The organism is Aeromonas sp. s3 (genome assembly GCF_040907805.1).
GTDB classification, from domain to species: domain Bacteria; phylum Pseudomonadota; class Gammaproteobacteria; order Enterobacterales; family Aeromonadaceae; genus Aeromonas; species Aeromonas dhakensis.
The window spans coordinates 59,808-77,111 of sequence record NZ_JBFOCQ010000025.1 but is presented as its reverse complement, the minus strand read 5'-3'; the positions used below and the strand labels follow the sequence as shown (position 1 = coordinate 77,111).

General features: G+C 60.9%; 13 protein-coding genes. 5 read left to right on the top strand and 8 right to left on the bottom strand.

Going from position 1 to position 17,304, the window contains the following annotated elements; all coding sequences use genetic code 11:
• Positions 1–204, top strand: a 204-nt coding sequence (locus AB5Y98_RS12810) for a hypothetical protein (protein WP_368232021.1), incomplete at its 5' end; no start/stop codon positions are given.
• Between the two features lie 61 nt (positions 205–265).
• Entirely contained in the window at positions 266–1,462 is a 1,197-nt protein-coding gene (locus AB5Y98_RS12805; protein ID WP_368232020.1) for an NnrS family protein, read from the top strand.
• A 10-nt stretch (positions 1,463–1,472) separates the two neighbouring features.
• On the opposite strand, the gene AB5Y98_RS12800 is transcribed toward AB5Y98_RS12805, so the two are convergent.
• Complete coding sequence (locus AB5Y98_RS12800) at positions 1,473–2,042, bottom strand: helix-turn-helix domain-containing protein (protein WP_368232019.1); 570 nt, start codon at positions 2,040–2,042, stop codon at positions 1,473–1,475.
• A 121-nt stretch (positions 2,043–2,163) separates the two neighbouring features.
• On the opposite strand from AB5Y98_RS12800, the gene AB5Y98_RS12795 reads away from it, so the two are divergent.
• Positions 2,164–3,315 carry a benzoate/H(+) symporter BenE family transporter gene (locus AB5Y98_RS12795; RefSeq protein ID WP_368232018.1) on the top strand — a complete coding sequence of 384 codons (1,152 nt, stop codon included), beginning with the start codon at positions 2,164–2,166 and terminating at the stop codon, positions 3,313–3,315.
• A 150-nt stretch (positions 3,316–3,465) separates the two neighbouring features.
• On the top strand, positions 3,466–4,530 hold the full coding sequence (locus AB5Y98_RS12790) for a DUF3103 family protein (RefSeq protein WP_011707631.1): 1,065 nt from the start codon (positions 3,466–3,468) through the stop codon (positions 4,528–4,530).
• Positions 4,531–4,592: 62 nt separating this feature from the next.
• Here the strand turns inward: AB5Y98_RS12790 and metF are convergent, their stop codons facing one another.
• The gene (gene metF / locus AB5Y98_RS12785) at positions 4,593–5,489 is read right to left on the bottom strand and encodes a methylenetetrahydrofolate reductase (protein ID WP_368232017.1); all 897 of its coding nucleotides are present in this window, start codon (positions 5,487–5,489) and stop codon (positions 4,593–4,595) included.
• 328 nt (positions 5,490–5,817) lie between these two features.
• On the opposite strand from metF, the gene AB5Y98_RS12780 reads away from it, so the two are divergent.
• Positions 5,818–6,609, top strand: a complete 792-nt coding sequence (locus tag AB5Y98_RS12780) for a GNAT family N-acetyltransferase (protein ID WP_368232016.1) — start codon at positions 5,818–5,820, stop codon at positions 6,607–6,609.
• Between the two features lie 63 nt (positions 6,610–6,672).
• Here AB5Y98_RS12780 and AB5Y98_RS12775 read toward each other — a convergent pair whose 3' ends face one another.
• The 6 genes from AB5Y98_RS12775 to AB5Y98_RS12750 form a co-directional block, all read right to left on the bottom strand.
• Positions 6,673–8,154 carry an ABC transporter substrate-binding protein gene (locus tag AB5Y98_RS12775; protein WP_139431582.1) on the bottom strand — a complete coding sequence of 494 codons (1,482 nt, stop codon included), beginning with the start codon at positions 8,152–8,154 and terminating at the stop codon, positions 6,673–6,675.
• Positions 8,155–8,162: 8 nt separating this feature from the next.
• On the bottom strand, positions 8,163–10,142 hold the full coding sequence (locus AB5Y98_RS12770) for a methyl-accepting chemotaxis protein (protein ID WP_099360445.1): 1,980 nt from the start codon (positions 10,140–10,142) through the stop codon (positions 8,163–8,165).
• 219 nt (positions 10,143–10,361) lie between these two features.
• Positions 10,362–10,973, bottom strand: coding sequence for an OmpW family outer membrane protein (locus tag AB5Y98_RS12765; RefSeq protein WP_005306049.1), 612 nt, complete (start codon positions 10,971–10,973; stop codon positions 10,362–10,364).
• 447 nt (positions 10,974–11,420) lie between these two features.
• Positions 11,421–13,106: a diguanylate cyclase gene (locus AB5Y98_RS12760; RefSeq protein WP_368232015.1), complete on the bottom strand. Its 1,686-nt coding sequence runs from the start codon at positions 13,104–13,106 to the stop codon at positions 11,421–11,423.
• Between the two features lie 141 nt (positions 13,107–13,247).
• Positions 13,248–16,076, bottom strand: a complete 2,829-nt coding sequence (gene uvrA / locus AB5Y98_RS12755; RefSeq protein ID WP_123245675.1) for an excinuclease ABC subunit UvrA — start codon at positions 16,074–16,076, stop codon at positions 13,248–13,250.
• A gap of 95 nt (positions 16,077–16,171) precedes the next feature.
• Complete coding sequence (locus tag AB5Y98_RS12750; RefSeq protein ID WP_368232022.1) at positions 16,172–16,831, bottom strand: LuxR C-terminal-related transcriptional regulator; 660 nt, start codon at positions 16,829–16,831, stop codon at positions 16,172–16,174.
• Positions 16,832–17,304 lie beyond the last annotated feature (473 nt).

The following is a 17,304-nucleotide window of genomic DNA, read 5'->3' as shown; positions in this document are numbered from 1 at the left end:
TTCGCTTTTCTTTCGGCGCTGGCTTCACGAGGAAGCGAGCTCATCAGGTTGGCGTGTTCTGCCGTGCTGGTGAGGGCGCATTATAGGGAGGCGCGTCGTGATGACAAGGGCTTTTTCACCAAAAAAACTCGTTCGCTCAGATATGCAGCAAAGCGGTTCTATTTCGCGCTCATCACCACCATTTCGGGCTTTCATTGGATTTAAATTGAACATTTGAAAAGCCACTTTATAATTGGCTTTTCAAATGTTCAATTAAGGTCTCGCCATGCATCAGATCCTGGATAGCCGCAAAGAGGAGAAAATCATTCCTCTGTTCCGTCTCGGGTTTAGGCCCTTCTTTCTGCTTGGCGCCTTGTTCTCGGCATTGGCGATGCTGGGCTGGCTGGGGCAGCTCAATGGCTGGTTCGTTCTGACGGGGATTGGCAACCCCATCTGGTGGCATGCTCACGAGATGTTGTTTGGTTTCGGGGCGGCGATCGTCGCGGGATTTCTGCTGACGGCAGTGCAAAACTGGACCGCTCACCCCGGGGTCAGGAGCTGGCCCTTGGTGTTGGTCGTCGCGCTGTGGGCATTGCCGAGGGCCTTGCTGCCCTGGCTGGGTGAACACAACACTTTCTTGATGGCGGCAGACCTGCTCTGGCTGCCTCTTTGCGCCTGGTATCTGGCCAAACCCATAGTGGTAACCAGGCAGTGGCGCAACCTCTTCTTTGTGCCTCTGCTTGTCGTTCTGACCCTGCTCAACGCCGCCAGCTGGCTGTGGCAGACACAGTGGGCAGATCTGGAACATCTGCTCATCACCACTGTGCTCTTGTTTACGACTCTGATCGCCGTGATGGGAGGGCGAGTCATTCCCTTCTTTACCGCCAGAGCCACCGGGATGGAAAAAGCCGTCCCTATTCTCTGGCTGGAACGGGCTTCCCTTGCCACGCTGTGGCTCACCTTGGTGAGCTGGCTGCTGCTACCCACCCCATGGGTGACCAGCCTCTATATGCTTCCTCTATATATAGTGGCGACCGTTTTGCACTTGTGGCGCCAGCTGCGTTGGCGACTGCCGTCCACCCTTGGCCAACCCCTCTTGTGGTCGCTGCACCTAGCCTACCTGTTTATTCCTCTCGGTCTGCTCGCCCTTGGTGCTCTGGCGGCCGGCCTGCCCATCAGCCTGTCGCTGGCCAGCCACCTGCTCAGTGCCGGCTGCATGGGGACCATGATCATGGGGATGATAGCCAGGGTCTCCCTCGGCCACAGCGGTCGGGCCTTGCAGGTGGGGCGCAGGATCCAGTGCGCGTTCGGGCTGGTCATCATGGCCGCCCTGCTCCGGGTGCTGATCCCGCTGCTCTGGCCGGCCTATACCCTGTACGGCTGGAACCTGAGCGGCCTTGCCTGGAGCCTGGCATATGCTCTGTTTGTCTGGGTCTATGCCCCTATACTGACCAGCCCCCGGGCAGATGGGCGTCCTGGCTGACCCGTGATGGTCAAGATCTGCTGGCCGGATAGTGGATCAGATTGTGGAAGATGGCAGGGGCCACCCCCTGATTTCGATAGCCATGGGGGCGGTCGGCCGCGAAACGCACCGCCTCCCCCTGCGTCAAGGAGCGCCACTCCCCTTCCACCAGCACTTCCATCTGGCCGCTGATGACAATGACATGTTCGGTCACCCCGGGTTCATGGGGTTCTGACTCTCGTTGATAGCCGGGCAACAGAGTCAGCTCAAACAATTCGAAACCAAAACGCCCCTCATAAGGGAAGAGGGGAGCGACCTGCATGCCTTCTCCCGCCGGTTGCTGGCGAATGGCATCGGCGGTGCGATAAAGCACATCGTCCTGCGCCGTGGGAGCCGGCTCGATAAAGCTGGAGAAAGAGACTCGAAAGCCGGTGGCAATCTTCCACAGAGTGGCCACCGTCGGGCTCGACTCCCCCCGCTCAATCTGGCCCAGCATGGCCTTGCTCACTCCCGTTTCCCGCGCCGCTACATCCAGGCTCCAGCCCAGTTCGCTGCGCAAGCCTTTTAGACGTTGGGCCAGATGCTGATTCCTCTCTTGCATGACTGCCTCTTTGTTGCGCTTGCTTGAATCGCCTTGTGCGCTATAGCGCACAGCGATATAGTCTGAAGCAATATTGTACGCAATAACGCACAAGCCGTCACAACCCCACAAGGACGTCACCATGCCCTTTGCCCTTCCCCACCTGGTCGCCGGCTTCATCGCCGTGATGGTTGGCTACACCAGTTCGGTCATCCTGATCATTCAGGCAGCCACGGCAGCGGGGGCCGATGCTGCCCAGCTCGCCTCCTGGCTATGGACGCTGGGCATCGGCATGGGTATCAGCTGCTTCGGCCTCTCCCTCTATTACCGCATCCCTGTCTTGACCGCCTGGTCGACCCCGGGTGCCGCCCTGCTCATCACCAGTCTCGGCAACTTCACCCTGGCCGAGGCCATCGGCGCCTTCGTTATCTCTTCTCTATTGATCACCCTCTGCGGCATCAGCGGCTGGTTCGATCGGCTGATGCGTCATATCCCGGCCCAACTGGCGGCGGCCATGCTGGCCGGAGTGCTGCTCAAGTTCGGACTGGATCTGTTCAAGGTTGCGCCAGCCGATCCCTTGCTGCTCGGCAGCCTGTTGCTGGCATTCCTGCTCGGCCGCCATCTCTGGCCACGCTATACCATGGTGCTGGTGCTGGCAGTCGGGATCCTCATCTGTCTGTTGCGAGGGGAGCTACAGCTTGACGCCATTCACTGGCAACTGGCCGGCCCGGCCATGGTCTGGCCAGAGTTCTCTTTTGATGCCCTGTTTGGCATTGCCCTGCCGCTGTTCATCGTCACCATGACCTCCCAGAACATGCCCGGCATTACCATTTTGCGAGCCCACGGCTATCAACCCGCTACCTCCTCTCTCATCACCTGGACCGGCCTGACCGGCCTGCTGCTGGCCCCCTTCGGTGGCTACGCCTTCAACCTGGCGGCCATCACGGCGGCCATCTGCATGGGGAAAGAGGTGGACCCGGACGCCAACCGGCGCTGGCCCGCGGCGGTGTGGGCCGGCGGCTTCTACCTGCTGACCGGCTGTTTCGGGGCCACGGTGGCGGCCCTTTTCACGGCCTTCCCGGCCACGCTGGTGACCTGTGTCGCCGGTCTGGCGCTGCTCGGCACCATCGGCAGCAGCCTGCACACCGCATTGCAACACGACGATGCCCGTGAGGCCGCCCTGCTGACCTTCATCATCACCGCATCCGGCATCAGCCTGCTCGGCATCGGCGCCGCCTGCTGGGGATTGCTCGTCGGCATCATCCTGCATCAAGTCAACCAGCGGAGAAACTGACCTGACCATCTGGGGAGCCCCCCGTGAGACACCGCACATAATTCAGAGAATTTGGTTCACAGCTGAAACTAATTGCCATTAAGTGGTGGTGAGGCACTTCTTCTTCCCCGATGTGTGCCTCATGTCAGACTCATAAACTGGAGAATAATAATGAGGAATCAGGCTGTCATTTTGTTACTGGCACTGCTGGGCGCCACCACCGCCCACGCTGCCGACACCGATCGGGAGCTGGCCCGCCAGCTCGCGCTGCAGCAGAAGAACCTGCTGCCGCTGCTGAGCAATCAGGAGTACCAGAGCCCACTGCCCAACCTGTTGCAAAAGGCCAGTCCGCGCCTGAAACGCCAGGCCCGGGATGCCAACCAGGCAGCCATCAGCCGGCAAGGGCTGGACGGTGAGGTCAAGGAGCTGATGCAACTGCGACTGGCCAACCCGGAACAGGCCGCCGCGCTGCAGCAGGGTGTCGAGCCGCTGGTCGCCTATGTACCGAGCGGAGATGAGAAGAGCTGGAGCGCCATCGAAGCCTTCGACAGCGCCGGCAACCCCGTCTATCTGGATGTGGACAAGGCACCGGCCCGTCCGGTCCTGGTCGTTGAGGCCGATCCCGTCAAGGCCAAGAACGCCGGCCTCAAGGTGATCCGCAAGGCGCTGGCTGCCGCTGACATGCAGGTGGCTCCCCGTGCGGCTGCCAGCACGGCGCCGCTCAAGACCAGCATCCTGAAGAAAATTCGGTTGAAGGATGATCAGGAGCCCTGGCTGCTGGGTGCGGCCGAAGTGTATGCGGTGGTCGCAGGGGTCAATCCCAGCCGGGATGAGCCCGTGGTCGACATCGTCGACATGCCCTATCTCGACTATGACAACACCGACTACACCCCCAACCAGATCCTGGTTTATTGGGATCGCTATCGCTGGGGTGCCGTCGACATCGTCATGATGGAGCAGGACGACAACGTCAACTACAAGGAGCTGAGCGGCCTGTTCATCGATGCCCTCAAGCTGGCCTTCACTGCTGGCGGCGTGCCCGAGGCTCTGCCCTTCCTCGATCTCGGCGGCCGTATCGTCAAGGCGCTGCCCGACTCCTGGATGACCAACAACGATGACTATCTGGATACCTTCTACACCCTGGAGCAGGACCAGAGCTATCACCAATACCCCGGCGCCGCCGGCAATGCGGTGATCGACCTCGAACCCAAAGAGATCGCCCCCACCAGACCCTGATCGGTCGCCATAGCAAAAAAGCCAATGAGCGACTCATTGGCTTTTTTTGTACCCACGATCCGTTACGGCTGGCCTTTCGGCCTCACCCCCAGGGTATGGCAGATGGCGTAGGTCAGCTCGGAGCGGTTCAGGGTATAGAAGTGGAAATCCTTCACCCCCTCCTGACTCAGCACCCGTACCTGATCGATGGCGATGCTGGCCCCCACCATGTTGCGGGTCATCTGATCATCATCCAGCCCTTCGAAACGTTGATGCATCCAGCGCGGGATCTTCACGTTGGTGAAACCGGCAAACTTGGCCAGGGTCTGGTAGTTGGAGACCGGCAGGATCCCCGGCACGATTTCGGCATCGATGCCGATGGCGGCGCAGCGATCCCGAAAACGCAGGTAGGTCTCGATGTCAAAGAAGAACTGGGTAATGGCGCGGTTGGCACCGGCATCAATCTTGCGCTTGAGGTTGAGCAGATCCGACTGCGCACTGCGCGCTTCCGGGTGACCTTCCGGATAGGCAGCCACTGAAATATCGAAATCCGCTTCGGCCTTGAGCAGGGCTACCAGGTCGGTGGCATACATCTCCGGCTTTTCCAGCCCCTGGGGCAGGTCACCGCGCAGCGCCACGATATGGCGGATGCCGCTGTTCCAGTAATCACGGGCAATGGTGCGCAGCTCGTCGCGGCTAGCGTCGATACAGGTCAGGTGCGGGGCGGCGATCAGACCGGTCCGCTCCTTGATGTCCTTGATCACCTTGTGCGTGCGATCCCGGGTGCCCGAGTTGGCGCCATAGGTCACCGACACGAACTTGGGCTCCAGCACCTTCAATCGCTCGATGGATTGCCACAGGGTATTTTCCATCCCTTCACTGTTGGGCGGAAAAAACTCGAAACTGACCGATATGTCGCCACTCAAATCTGCCAGACTCTGGTTGAGTGCCTCAACCTGACGTGCGCTGTGAAATCCCATCTGCTCTCTCCCTGCCCTGCAATCCATTCCTCTACGTCAAAACGGATGTTTGGACGTCTAAACGTCTTTTTATCTTTATGAGAAAATGGCACAAAGTCAACACTGTTTTACAGCGAGATGAAGGCCGCCGATTTTTATTTGGCAATAAAGCCAAAGTAACGATTGGCACCCCATCCCAAAATCCGGCGAGTCGCGTTATGATGAACGCAGATCGTCCTGGACGTTCTGAATCTGCGTGTGATTGTTTGGCCGGAGGTTTCTCCGGCCCCTTTTCAACCTCTTCCTCTTCCTGCCGATAACCAATTGAACCATTCGCAGGAGCATCATCATGGACACCCACCCCGGCTTTGCCACCGACTTGCTGTTCGATCGCTATCAAGGCAACGTGGTCGATCATGAGCAGTTCTGGGCCGTGCGCACTCCCGATGCTCCCGATTACTACTTCGGCAACTATCTGCTGCTCCCCTTTCCCCCCAGCGATCACGACAAGGGCTGGCTCGAGGCCAGTTTCGACAAGCTGATCGGGCAGGATCCCCGGGTCAGACACCGCACCTTCCAGTGGCCTCTCGCGGCCGGCCAGAACAGCCGGGTCGCCGGCTTCGTGGCGGCGGGATACCAGTACATGGAGTGCGTGGTGCTGGCACTGGAGGCCACAAACTGGCAACCGCCAGCCGCGACGGTGGCTGCGCGCCCCTTTACCCCGGCCGATTGGGACGAGTGGCTGACCTTTGAACTGGAGGAGCGGGATCCCGGCCACTCGGAGCAGAGCTACCTGCCCTATCTGCAGTCACGCCGCCAGTTATATGAGGCGATGATCGGGGACGGACTGGGTCAGTGGTGGGGGATCTGGCAACAGGAACAGCTGGTCGCCAGTTGCGGTCTCTTCTTCACCGACACCCTGGGCCGCTTCCAGCTGGTGCGCACCCGGCAGGCATGGCGCAATCAGGGGTTGTGCCGTCAGCTGCTGAGCCAGGTTGCCAGGCACGGGCTGACGCGGGTCGACCGGCTCATCATAGTGGCTGACGAGCACTATCACGCCCAGCGGGTCTATCGCTCGCTCGGCTTTGCCCCGGTGGCCCGCATCGGCAGTCTCTGCCGCTGGCCCCGTACGGAGCAATGAATCAGACCACAGGCAGCAAAGAAAACGGGAGGCTGATGCCTCCCGTTATGTATCTGCCGGCAGCTATTGCTGCGGCGTTTCCAGCTCGTTGGAGAGCGCCTGCTCCACCTCGGCCGACGGCGCCGGTAGCGGGGCCGCCGCCGCAGATACCGCTGTGGCAGGCGTTGCTGACGGCGCCGGGGCGGCTGGTGTCTCTGTCACCGCCGGCGTCGCGGCAGGTGCAGCAGCAGGCTCGGTGGTCGCCGCTTCGGCCGACACCGCAGGCACGGCGGCAGGAGCGTCACACTGGCAATCTGCCCCTTTCACCTTGTTGCCCTGATGGGGCGGATACCAGCCCTTCAGTCCCTGCTCCAGCCGATCGGCTGCCGCCTTGGGCTCCATCTTGCCGAGCAGCACGGCCTGACTCACTTCGGCCAGCTCGTCCCCCAGCTTGGGCGTACCGCGAGAGAGGATCTGGGTGGCCACCCGGATGGTGGAGTCGCACTGATCCCGCCACTCCATCATCTCCTTCGCCGCCGGGTTGGTGACCTCGAAGAAGTGGTTGGAGAGGGAGAAGAAGCCGGGCAGCGAGTTGGTATAGAGCTCGGCGAACTGGGGTGTGGTCAGCCACTGCAGGAAGGCCATGGCCGCCTCCTTGTTCTTGCTGGCCGGGTTCATGCCCATCCCGATGTCGGTGTGATCGGTAAAGAAGCAGCCATCACCTTGCTTCGCCACGGGCGGGCGCATCACGCCAAAGTCCACCTTGCCGGTGAAGGGGGCGATCTCCCAGGAACCCGCCACGTAGAAGGCGGCCTTGCCCGAGGTAAACAGCTCGTTGGTCGCGGCATAGTCGCGGCTCTCGCCACCTTCGCCGAGGTAGGGACGCCAGCGCGCCAGCTCCTCGAACACCTTGATGTAGGGCGGGTTGTCAAAACGCTCCTGCCCACCGATCAAGGCCAGCCGACCATCCTCCCCCTTCCAGTAGTTGGGGCCTATGTTCTGGAAGCCGAGCTCGGAGGATACCCAGCTTTCCGAGCCACTCATGGCCAGCGGCACGTAGCGGCCATCGGCCTTCACCTTGTCCAGCGCAGCGAAGAAGGCATCCCGGGTTTGTGGCACGCTCAGCCCCAGCTCACTGAAAATCTTCTTGTTGTAGAAGAAGCCGTGAATCACCGAGGCCATGGGCACGCAGAAGGTCTGAGCGCCGGAGTCGGTCTGCCAGGGTGACTGGGCAAAGCTCGGGAAGTTCTCCATCCCCGACATCTCGGTCAGCTCCGCCAGATGGCCCGCCTTGAACAGGGCCAGGGAGTCATCGAATGGCCGGCAGGTGATGAGATCCCCCGCCTTGCCCTCTTTCAGGCTGGCCCACAGGGTCGGCATGTAGTCGACGTTCTGCACCCCGTTGAATTTCACCTGGATGCCCGGGTGGGAGGCCTCGAAGGCAGGGATGATCTTCTGCTCCCACAAGGCCTTGTCATCTATCCGCCAGCTCTCGATCACCAGCTCGCTGGCCATCAGCTGACCACACAACAGGAGACTCAGGGCCCCGATCCACTTGTTAGACATAAGCCCTCCTAAACCTTGAAATGTGCGATCAATTGCTGCTGCTTGGCCACCAGATCCGCCAGCACCTCGCTGCTGCTGGCCGACTCCCGTGCCTCCCGCTCGGTCTCGTAGGCCACCTCGGCGATGCCGGAGATATGGCGTGCCACCCCCTGGCTGACCGAGATCTGCTCCTGAGCCGCGTGCGCCACCTGATCCGCCATCGCCTTGATGGCGCTCATCCGATCGGCGATGGACTGCAAGGCCGCATCCATCTCACGGGTCTGTTCGACACAGCTGTGAGTCTGCTCCTGGCTGCGTCCCATCACCTCCACCACCAGCTTGCTCGAGCTCTGCAGGTTTTCGATCATCGCCTGGATCTCTTCGGTCGACGTCTGGGTCCGGTTGGCCAGCGCCCGCACCTCGTCGGCCACTACGGCGAAGCCGCGACCGGCATCACCGGCCCGCGCCGCCTCGATGGCTGCGTTCAGCGCCAGCAGGTTGGTCTGTTCGGCGATGCTGCGGATCACGTCGAGAATGCTGCCGATGTTGTCGCTGAATTCGCCCAGCTTGTAGGTGATACCGACTGCCTCCTCCATGGCTCCGGCCAGTTGTTCCGTGATGCGACGGGTGGTGGCCACCTTCTGGCGACCGGTTCTGGCTTCGTCATCCGCCAGATCCACTTCCCGCTTGGTGCCGTCGGTGGAACGAGCCACCTCGGTGGCGCTCACCTCCAGCTCGGTGATGGCGGCAGCCACCTGATCGGTCTGGCTCTTCTGATCCTGCACCCGGGATACCGCCCTTTCGCTGATCTCGGCGGCGCGGCTTGCCTCCTCCACCAGATGACGGGAGCCGGCATTGATCTGGGAGAGCAGCTCGCCGGTCTTGCCGGCCAGCACGTCGATGGAACGGGCCAGGGCGCCGAATTCGCAGCTGCTGCGGTAATTGATGCGGCGGGTCATGTCCCCGGCCGCCATGTAATCCAGCTCCTTGTTGATCATCTGCAGCGGACGTTGAATGCTGCGCGCCGTGGTATAGCCGATGATGAGGGCGGCGGCAGCCGAGATGGCGGCCACGATCAGGATCCAGAAGCTGGCACTGCTGACCGCGTCATCCGCCGTGGTACGGCTCTGGCTGGCGATGGAGCCGGCCGACTGTCCCATCTCGTCGAGCAGCCCCAGGCTGTTGATCAGGCTGGCGTCGAGCTGCTGATTGAGGGTCTGCAGCGAGGCGGCCAGCTGCTGGGCATTGCGCATGGTGGCGAGCAGCCCCTGCGGGCCGAGCGCCAGCTCCTGCATCCGGTCGAGGTTGGAGACGAAGCGCTGCTTCACATCATCCGGCACCAGCACCCGGTCAAGCCGCTTGCGCGCCATCTCGATGTCCTTGCTCAGCACCTTCTCCAGTTCGTTGAGGTCGGTCTTGGCATCGGCCCGGCGAATGTTCTTCAGGTCGCGCGCGATGCCCGAGGTGATGAGCTCCGCCTTGTTGCGCATGGAGCGCTTGCTGGCCGTCTGCTGCAACAACAAGTCCGCCGCCCACTGGTAGGTGTCTTCCAGCCGGATGAAGGCAATCTCCAGCTTGTGGCGCTGATCCTGGGCATTGACCCACTGACTGTGCTGGGAGAGCACCTGTTCGGCCAGGCCGTAGAACTGCTTGGTCGCCGCATCGACCTGCTGGAAGCGGGAACCGGCCTCGGTCACCCCGCTGAACTTGTCCATCTCCTGGCTCAGCTGGCTGAAACGCGCCTGTTGCTCCTTGAACTGGCTGGCCAGCTGCGGCAACTGACTGCCATCCTCATTGGTCCGGTAGACCAGCACCCAGCGGTTGCTGTCCTGCAGGGCGCCCTTCAGACCGGCCACCGCAATCACCAGGGGGGTTGCCCGGTCGGAAACCTGTGACAAACCGTCGTTGATGCCCCTGATCTTCAGGGTGCTGATCACACCCAGCAGGATCAACAGCAGCAGCATCAACACAAATCCGGCGATGATCCGCTGCACAATAGATAAACCCATGGAGACATCCTCACTCGTGGGGGAAAGGTAACGTGAACATAGACACTATCGGCACAAGGGGCGAATTATAGAGGGGAGACAGAGGGTATTTTATTGATCTATATGGGGTTGGATCACAGTTGGCGGGGAGTGGCCTGTACGTAAAAGGGCCCGGACTGTGCCGGGCCAAAGAGACATGCTAGCTGTAATGGCCCGTGGGGAGGCCAACCCTGTGTCCTATCAGAAGCGATAGCCGACACCAAACATGAAGGCCATGGGATCGATGGAGGTATTGATGGTCCCGACGGCGGTGTGCACATCGGTATCGATATCGATGATCCAGGCGGAAGCGTTGACGAACCAGCGGTCATTGATCGCCATGTCCAGACCGACCTGACCAGCCATGCCCCAGGAGGAGTCAACGCTCACGTCGGTACCATCCAGCGCACCGCGGCCCTGCTCGTCGAAGAAGGTGGTGTAGTTGATACCGGCACCGATATAGGGGCGAACCTTGCTGTTGGCATCACCGAAGTAGTACTGCGCCATCAGGGTCGGCGGCAGGTGCTTGACCTTGGCCACTTCGCCCAGACCGGCGGTGGAGACGGAGTGGGAGAAGGGCGTGGCCGCCAGCAGCTCGACACCCCAGTTGTCGGTGATCAGATAGGAGAGCGTCAGACCCAGTTGCATATTGCTGTCGATTTCCAGCTCGCCGGTACCCAGCACGTTGTCACTGCTCGTTTGCGGAGAAACGAAAGCCAGGCCGCCACGCACCAGAAAATCGCCGGCCTGGTGAGCCATGGCGACGGGGGACGCAAGCGCTGCTGCGATCATCAGAGGAAGGATCTTTTTCATCACGTATTCCTTTTAGTTTTCGTTTTATATGTTGCAAGCCCGAAAACTATAAAGGGATGTGAATGCCGAGTTATTGATTTAGCTCAAACGTTACCAAGAAATAGATAGATGTGTACAGCAGCTTCCAACCATGCTGAGTATCGAGAAAAACACCAAAAATACCAAACAAAAACAATGAAATGGATAGATTTACCGCCTTACCAACAACAATAAGAAATAACTTCAATATATCTTATTGCGGGTAAAAACAACTGAAAACGGTTGTTTCACTCGTCCAACAAGAGTATTTTTGCGGGCCATGTAGCCGGGCTGTAAGTAATTCTTTATGAAACCACAAACCAGAAGGGACAAAATAGTAGCCATATTGGCAGCCATCTGGGGCATTGGCTCTTTTCTGTTTATTTTGCTGGGTTTCGTGCTCGGCATGGCCCTGCTGATCCTGACCCATTAGACCGGCTGGTTGGCGTGGGAGGCCTGGCACAACAGCCACTCCCCTTCCGCCAGCTGCTCCGGGCTCAACCTCCACTGTGCCCGCCCCAGCTCGCCGCTGTATCCACGCCAGCGATCCCGGCCCTCCTGTTTCGCCCGGTACAAGGCCATGTCCGCCAGCTTGAAACTCAGACTCCAGAAAGAGTCCTCCAGCTCCGCATGCAGAGGATAATCGCAGAATCCCAACGAGACGGTCATGCGCAGCGGCAGCTCCTCCCGCCCGAAACGGCAGTCGGCGATCTTGCGGCGCAGGCGCTCGATCCGTCCCGCCACTTGTCCTGGCTCCTCTCTGGCCAGCAACAGCATGAACTCCTCGCCACCCAGCCGGATCAGCGGCTCCTCCTCATCCAGCGCCCCTCGCAACAGCTCGGCCAGCTGACATAACAGCAGATCGCCGATGTCATGGCCGAAGCGATCGTTGACCCGTTTGAAGTGATCCAGATCCAGGATCACCAGCACCCAGCCTGCCGCCGGATCCTGGCGGTTCAGCAACCACTCATCGAGATAACGGCGGTTGAAGGCATGAGTCAGTGGATCCGTATAGGCGGCGACCTCCATGCGGGAGGAGTGGGCCTGCAGGGCACTGTGGTGCAGGCTGATCCTGGCCGCCATCTCGCGGAATTTGCGGCTGAGCAGCGCCATCTCCTGGCTGCTGTCGATGATGGGCAGCACGCTCGCGTCCTGCTTTTCGGTAAACTGGTTCAGCGCCCCCACCAGCTCGCCGATCGGCCCCAGCACGATGGCCCGCAGCCGGGCCAGTGCCATCAGAATGCAGGCGAAGCTTATCAGCAGCATGCCGATGAAGGTCCAGATCGCCCCCTCCATCGCCCCCAGCAACACGTCCCGCTCCTCGTCCACGATCAGGGTCAATACAGGCTCGCCGTCGTTGTCGAGCAGCAACCCCTCCCCTCTGACCTGCTGCAACCCGAGATCGACCAGCCGGTAGCTCATATGCGGCCCAAGTGGCTTGAAGGAGCCCAGATGCTCGCGCGTTCTTGGTTGGGCTATGGTCAGCGTAAGCGCGGTCCGTTCCCCCAGATCCTGCAGATAGCGCTTGTCCAGCCAGCGAGTCGCCAGCAGATAGCCGTTGGGTTTGACGCTGCCGAGGGTATCGGTCACCGGCTGCAGCGAAAAGATGAGCGGTCCCCACTGGGAGCGCCTGACGCCACTCAGGTTGCTGATGCCCGCCTGCCGTGACTCACGCAGCAGCTGCAGCTTGAGATCGTCCAGAAAGGAGGGCAACAGGGTGGTATCCGTGTCCGGCGCGTCTGGCAACAGGGTGCGGGTCCAGATTTCAGAGCCCTGCAAATCCATATAACTCAGCACGTTGAGTTCAAAGTCCCGCATCGGGGTGTCGACCAGCAGATTGGAGTTGATGTAGGCCTGGTTGGGGTGGGCCAGAAAATGGTAGCTCTGATCCCAGATCCCCCAGTCCCGGGTAAAGGCATTCATGGCGCCGATGTCGTTCTGCACCGCCCTGATCACCCGCTGCAGGTGCTCCTCCATCCGCCGCTCCTCGACCCGCTGCGCCGCCGGCACCTGGGCCAGTGCGATCACGATGAGCAGCATCAGGATGGCTCCGGCCCAGACCGGAAACATGGAGTAGGCCAGCAGATGGTCGATGGAGCGGGACGGTTGAGCCATGGGCGCCAATATCCTTTGAATGGCAATGCGAAGCGGGAAGGGTCTTGCCCCAAGTATGGAGGATAGGCCCGCCGAGAGGTCACTGAATTACCACAATAAAAACAAGGGGCCCAGGGCCCCTTGTCACAATTATTGAACGCTTTACCTGGCCAGCAGAGGTGCCAGGAAGCGGGCCGTATGAGAATCCTCGCAACGACTGATCTGTTCCGGCGTCCCCGTTACCAGGATACGGCCGCCACCGGCACCCCCCTCAGGCCCCAGATCGACGATCCAGTCGGCGGTTTTGATGACGTCCAGGTTGTGCTCGATGATGACGATGGTGTTGCCGCGATCCCGCAGCTGGTGCAGTACCTTGAGCAGCTGCTGGATGTCGTGGAAGTGCAGCCCTGTGGTGGGCTCGTCCAGGATGTAGAGGGTCTGCCCGGTATCCCGCTTGGAGAGCTCGCGCGCCAGCTTGACCCGCTGCGCCTCGCCGCCCGACAGGGTGGTGGCCGACTGACCGAGGCGGATATAGGAGAGGCCCACGTCCATCAGGGTCTGCAGCTTGCGCGCCACTGCCGGCACAGGATCGAAGAACTCGCGGGCATCTTCCACCGTCATCTCGAGGATCTCGTGGATGTTCTTGCCCTTGTACTTCACCTCCAGCGTCTCGCGGTTGTAGCGCTTGCCCTTGCAGACGTCGCACGGCACGTAGACGTCCGGCAGGAAGTGCATCTCCACCTTGATGACCCCATCCCCCTGACACGCCTCGCAGCGGCCCCCTTTCACGTTGAAAGAGAAGCGGCCCGGCTGGTAGCCGCGCGAGCGCGCCTCCTGGGTGCCGGAGAGCAGCTCGCGGATCGGGGTGAACAGGCCGGTGTAGGTGGCCGGGTTGGAGCGCGGGGTACGGCCGATGGGGCTCTGGTCGATATCCACCACCTTGTCCAGGTGCTCCAGCCCCTCGACGCTGCGATAGGGGGCAGGAGTGGACTCGGTCGCCTTGTTCAGCTCGCGGTGAGCGATACGGAACAGGGTGTCATTGATCAGGGTCGACTTGCCGGAGCCGGAGACGCCGGTGACGCAGGTCATCACCCCGATGGGTAGGTCCAGGTTGACGTTGCGCAGGTTGTTGCCGCTCGCCCCCTTCAATTTCAGCCACTTGCCGGTGAGCGGGGTGCGCTCGGCCGGGATGGCGATCTGCTTGCGGCCGGAGAGGTAGTCACCGGTCAGCGACTCGGGGTTCGCAATGATCTCCTCCGGCGTCCCTTGGGCGACGATGGCCCCGCCGTGCACCCCCGCCCCCGGGCCGATATCGAGCACATGGTCGGCGAGGCGAATGGCGTCCTCGTCGTGCTCCACCACGATCACCGTGTTGCCGAGATCGCGCAGATGGGTCAGGGTCTTGAGCAGGCGCTCGTTGTCCCGCTGGTGCAGGCCGATGGAGGGCTCGTCCAGCACGTACATGACCCCCACCAGACCGGCACCGATCTGGCTGGCCAGCCGGATCCGCTGCGCCTCACCACCGGAGAGAGTCTCGGCACTGCGGGACAGGCTCAGGTAGTTGAGACCCACGTTCACCAGGAAGCCGAGCCGCTCGACGATCTCTTTCAAGATCTTCTCGGCAATCTGGGCGCGCTGGCCGGTCAGATTCAACCCTTCGAAGAAGGCCAGCGCATCGCCGATGGACTGCTCGGCGATGGCCGGCAGGTTGCGGTTGTCGACGAAGACGTGGCGCGCCTCTTCCCGCAGCCGACTGCCACCGCAGCTGGTGCAGGATTTGTTGGCGATGTATTTGGCCAGCTCTTCACGCACCGAGTTGGATTCGGTCTCCCGGTAGCGGCGCTCCATGTTGTGCAGGATCCCCTCGAACGAGTGCTTGCGCACCACCACATCGCCGCGATCGTTCATGTAGCGAAACTCGATCTCGGTGCGACCGGAACCGCGCAGGATCACCTCCTGGGTCTTGACCGGCAGATCCTCCCAGGGCGTATCCAGATCGAACTTGTAGTGCTCGGAGAGGGATTTGAGCATCTGGAAGTAGTAGAAGCTGCGCTTGTCCCAACCGCGGATGGCGCCGTTGGCCAGACTGATGGCCGGATCGCCGATCACCTTGGCCGGGTCGAAATATTGCTGCACCCCGAGGCCGTCACAGGTGGGGCAAGCGCCGGCCGGGTTGTTGAAGGAGAAAATGCGCGGCTCCAGTTCCGACATGGAGTAGCCACACTCCGGGCAGGCGAAGTTGGCGGAGAAGGTCATGGGGGCGACCCCCTCCTCGCCGTCCATGGGCACCACCAGTACTATGCCGCCGGAGAGGGTCAGCGCCGTCTCGAATGATTCGGCCAGACGCAGGGCCAGGTCATCGCGCACCTTGAAGCGATCCACCACCACCTCGATGGTGTGCTTCTTGTGCAGCTCCAGCGCGGGAGGGTCAGACAGGTCGCATACTTCGCCGTCGATGCGGGCACGGATGTAGCCCTGGGCTGCCAGATTCTCCAGCAGCTTGGTGTGCTCCCCTTTGCGATCGCGTACCACAGGGGCCAGCAGCATCAGCTTGCTCCCCTCCGGCTGGGCCAGCACCTGATCCACCATCTGGCTGATGGTCTGGGCGGCGAGCGGAATGGCGTGGGTCGGGCAGCGCGGCTCACCGACCCGGGCAAACAGCAGGCGCAGGTAGTCGTAGATTTCGGTAATGGTGCCGACGGTCGAACGCGGGTTGTGGGAGGTGGACTTCTGCTCGATGGAGATGGCGGGCGAAAGCCCCTCGATATGGTCGACGTCCGGCTTCTCCATCAGGGAGAGGAACTGGCGGGCATAGGCGGAGAGCGACTCCACGTAGCGGCGCTGCCCCTCGGCATAGAGGGTATCGAACGCCAGAGAGGATTTGCCCGAACCGGAGAGGCCGGTGACCACGATCAGCTTGTCGCGGGGCAGGGTCAGATTGATGTTCTTGAGGTTGTGGGTGCGAGCACCCCGGACCACGATCTTTTCCATCTTGTTGCACGCTCGATACGGAAACCTGAGCGAGTCAGTATGGCATAGAGACTACTGGATGAATAGACAGGTTTTATCCATCATCCCCATCGATTTCAGAGATATTCCTTGGCCCAGCTCACCGCCTGCAAGCGGTTCTTCACGTTCAATTTCTTGAAGACGTTATAGAGGTGGGACTTGATGGTGTGCTCGCTCACGAACAGGCTGTCGGCGATCTCGGTATTGGAGGCGCCCGTCATCAGATAGCGGATGATCTCCTGCTCGCGTACGGTCAGCAGCGTCTGGTTGCGCAGGTGATGTTCCCCACCCTTGCGGTAGTAGTTGACCAGATCGCACAGCAGGTGGCGCGGGATCCAGTACTCCCCCTCCAGCACCTTGCGAATGCCGAGCACCAGCCGGTCCAGCGGATCCTGACAGAAGAAGAGTCCGCTGGTATGGGGCCACATCAGCAGCAATTCCCGATCGGTGCTGGTCGGGGCATTGAGCAGCACCGTATTGGCCTCCCCGAAGCTGCTGGAGATCTCCCGCGGCCATCCTGCCTGCTGACTCGACTTGAGGTAGTCCAGATCGACCAGAAACAGCGGACGAGGCTCGAGCTCGTCCGGTTGCGGCAACTCCTCCAGGGTGCTTACCAGCACAATGGGCAGTGCCAGCTGCTCCGCCAGATAGTTCTGGAAGCTGGTTGCCTGCACATTGTTTTCGGTTACCAGTACGATGGGATATGGGGTGCTCATGAAAGGCTGGTCCTTGAACATTGCGGCCATGGTTTTTTTCGGCAGCAGAGAGTACCAAGCCCCCCGTGGGGTGCAGCATTAAAAAAGTATTAGACGGCGATGCGCCTCCTTTGAAACTCACCAATTTTCCAAGCAATACAAATAACTAGCAGCCCCCCCCCATTTGGGTGGAATGCTGGCATCCGGGCAGACAGGGGCTGTCGCAGCGTCATCGAATTCACTTTTCGCGCCCGGGTTTCGATGCTAAGTGTCCCCCTCTGCGGCTCACTTGCTGGCCAAGGCCCGCCTCGTGTAAGTTAACCCCTCGGTCCGGAGAAGCTGGCGACGAAGAAGACGTCTTTCTCCCCAAAAACTGTTACTATTGCGGGCAAAATCTGGAAACGGCATGGCAGTCGACAAGCGAGCCAACCCGGGTTCAGTCATCACATGAGTCGCAAGCGCCTGCGGCGTTCTTGCGTATCTCGCAGAAAACAAACGAAATGTTGAATTGGTCC

What these genes read in the sequence shown, in the direction of transcription:
- AB5Y98_RS12805 (WP_368232020.1), top strand. Translation starts at nt 266, where the DNA reads ATGCATCAGATCCTGGATAGCCGCAAAGAGGAGAAAATCATTCCTCTG.
- AB5Y98_RS12800 (WP_368232019.1), bottom strand. Translation starts at nt 2,042, where the DNA reads ATGCAAGAGAGGAATCAGCATCTGGCCCAACGTCTAAAAGGCTTGCGC.
- AB5Y98_RS12795 (WP_368232018.1), top strand. Translation starts at nt 2,164, where the DNA reads ATGCCCTTTGCCCTTCCCCACCTGGTCGCCGGCTTCATCGCCGTGATG.
- AB5Y98_RS12790 (WP_011707631.1), top strand. Translation starts at nt 3,466, where the DNA reads ATGAGGAATCAGGCTGTCATTTTGTTACTGGCACTGCTGGGCGCCACC.
- metF (WP_368232017.1), bottom strand. Translation starts at nt 5,489, where the DNA reads ATGGGATTTCACAGCGCACGTCAGGTTGAGGCACTCAACCAGAGTCTG.
- AB5Y98_RS12780 (WP_368232016.1), top strand. Translation starts at nt 5,818, where the DNA reads ATGGACACCCACCCCGGCTTTGCCACCGACTTGCTGTTCGATCGCTAT.
- AB5Y98_RS12775 (WP_139431582.1), bottom strand. Translation starts at nt 8,154, where the DNA reads ATGTCTAACAAGTGGATCGGGGCCCTGAGTCTCCTGTTGTGTGGTCAG.
- AB5Y98_RS12770 (WP_099360445.1), bottom strand. Translation starts at nt 10,142, where the DNA reads ATGGGTTTATCTATTGTGCAGCGGATCATCGCCGGATTTGTGTTGATG.
- AB5Y98_RS12765 (WP_005306049.1), bottom strand. Translation starts at nt 10,973, where the DNA reads ATGAAAAAGATCCTTCCTCTGATGATCGCAGCAGCGCTTGCGTCCCCC.
- AB5Y98_RS12760 (WP_368232015.1), bottom strand. Translation starts at nt 13,106, where the DNA reads ATGGCTCAACCGTCCCGCTCCATCGACCATCTGCTGGCCTACTCCATG.
- uvrA (WP_123245675.1), bottom strand. Translation starts at nt 16,076, where the DNA reads ATGGAAAAGATCGTGGTCCGGGGTGCTCGCACCCACAACCTCAAGAAC.
- AB5Y98_RS12750 (WP_368232022.1), bottom strand. Translation starts at nt 16,831, where the DNA reads ATGTTCAAGGACCAGCCTTTCATGAGCACCCCATATCCCATCGTACTG.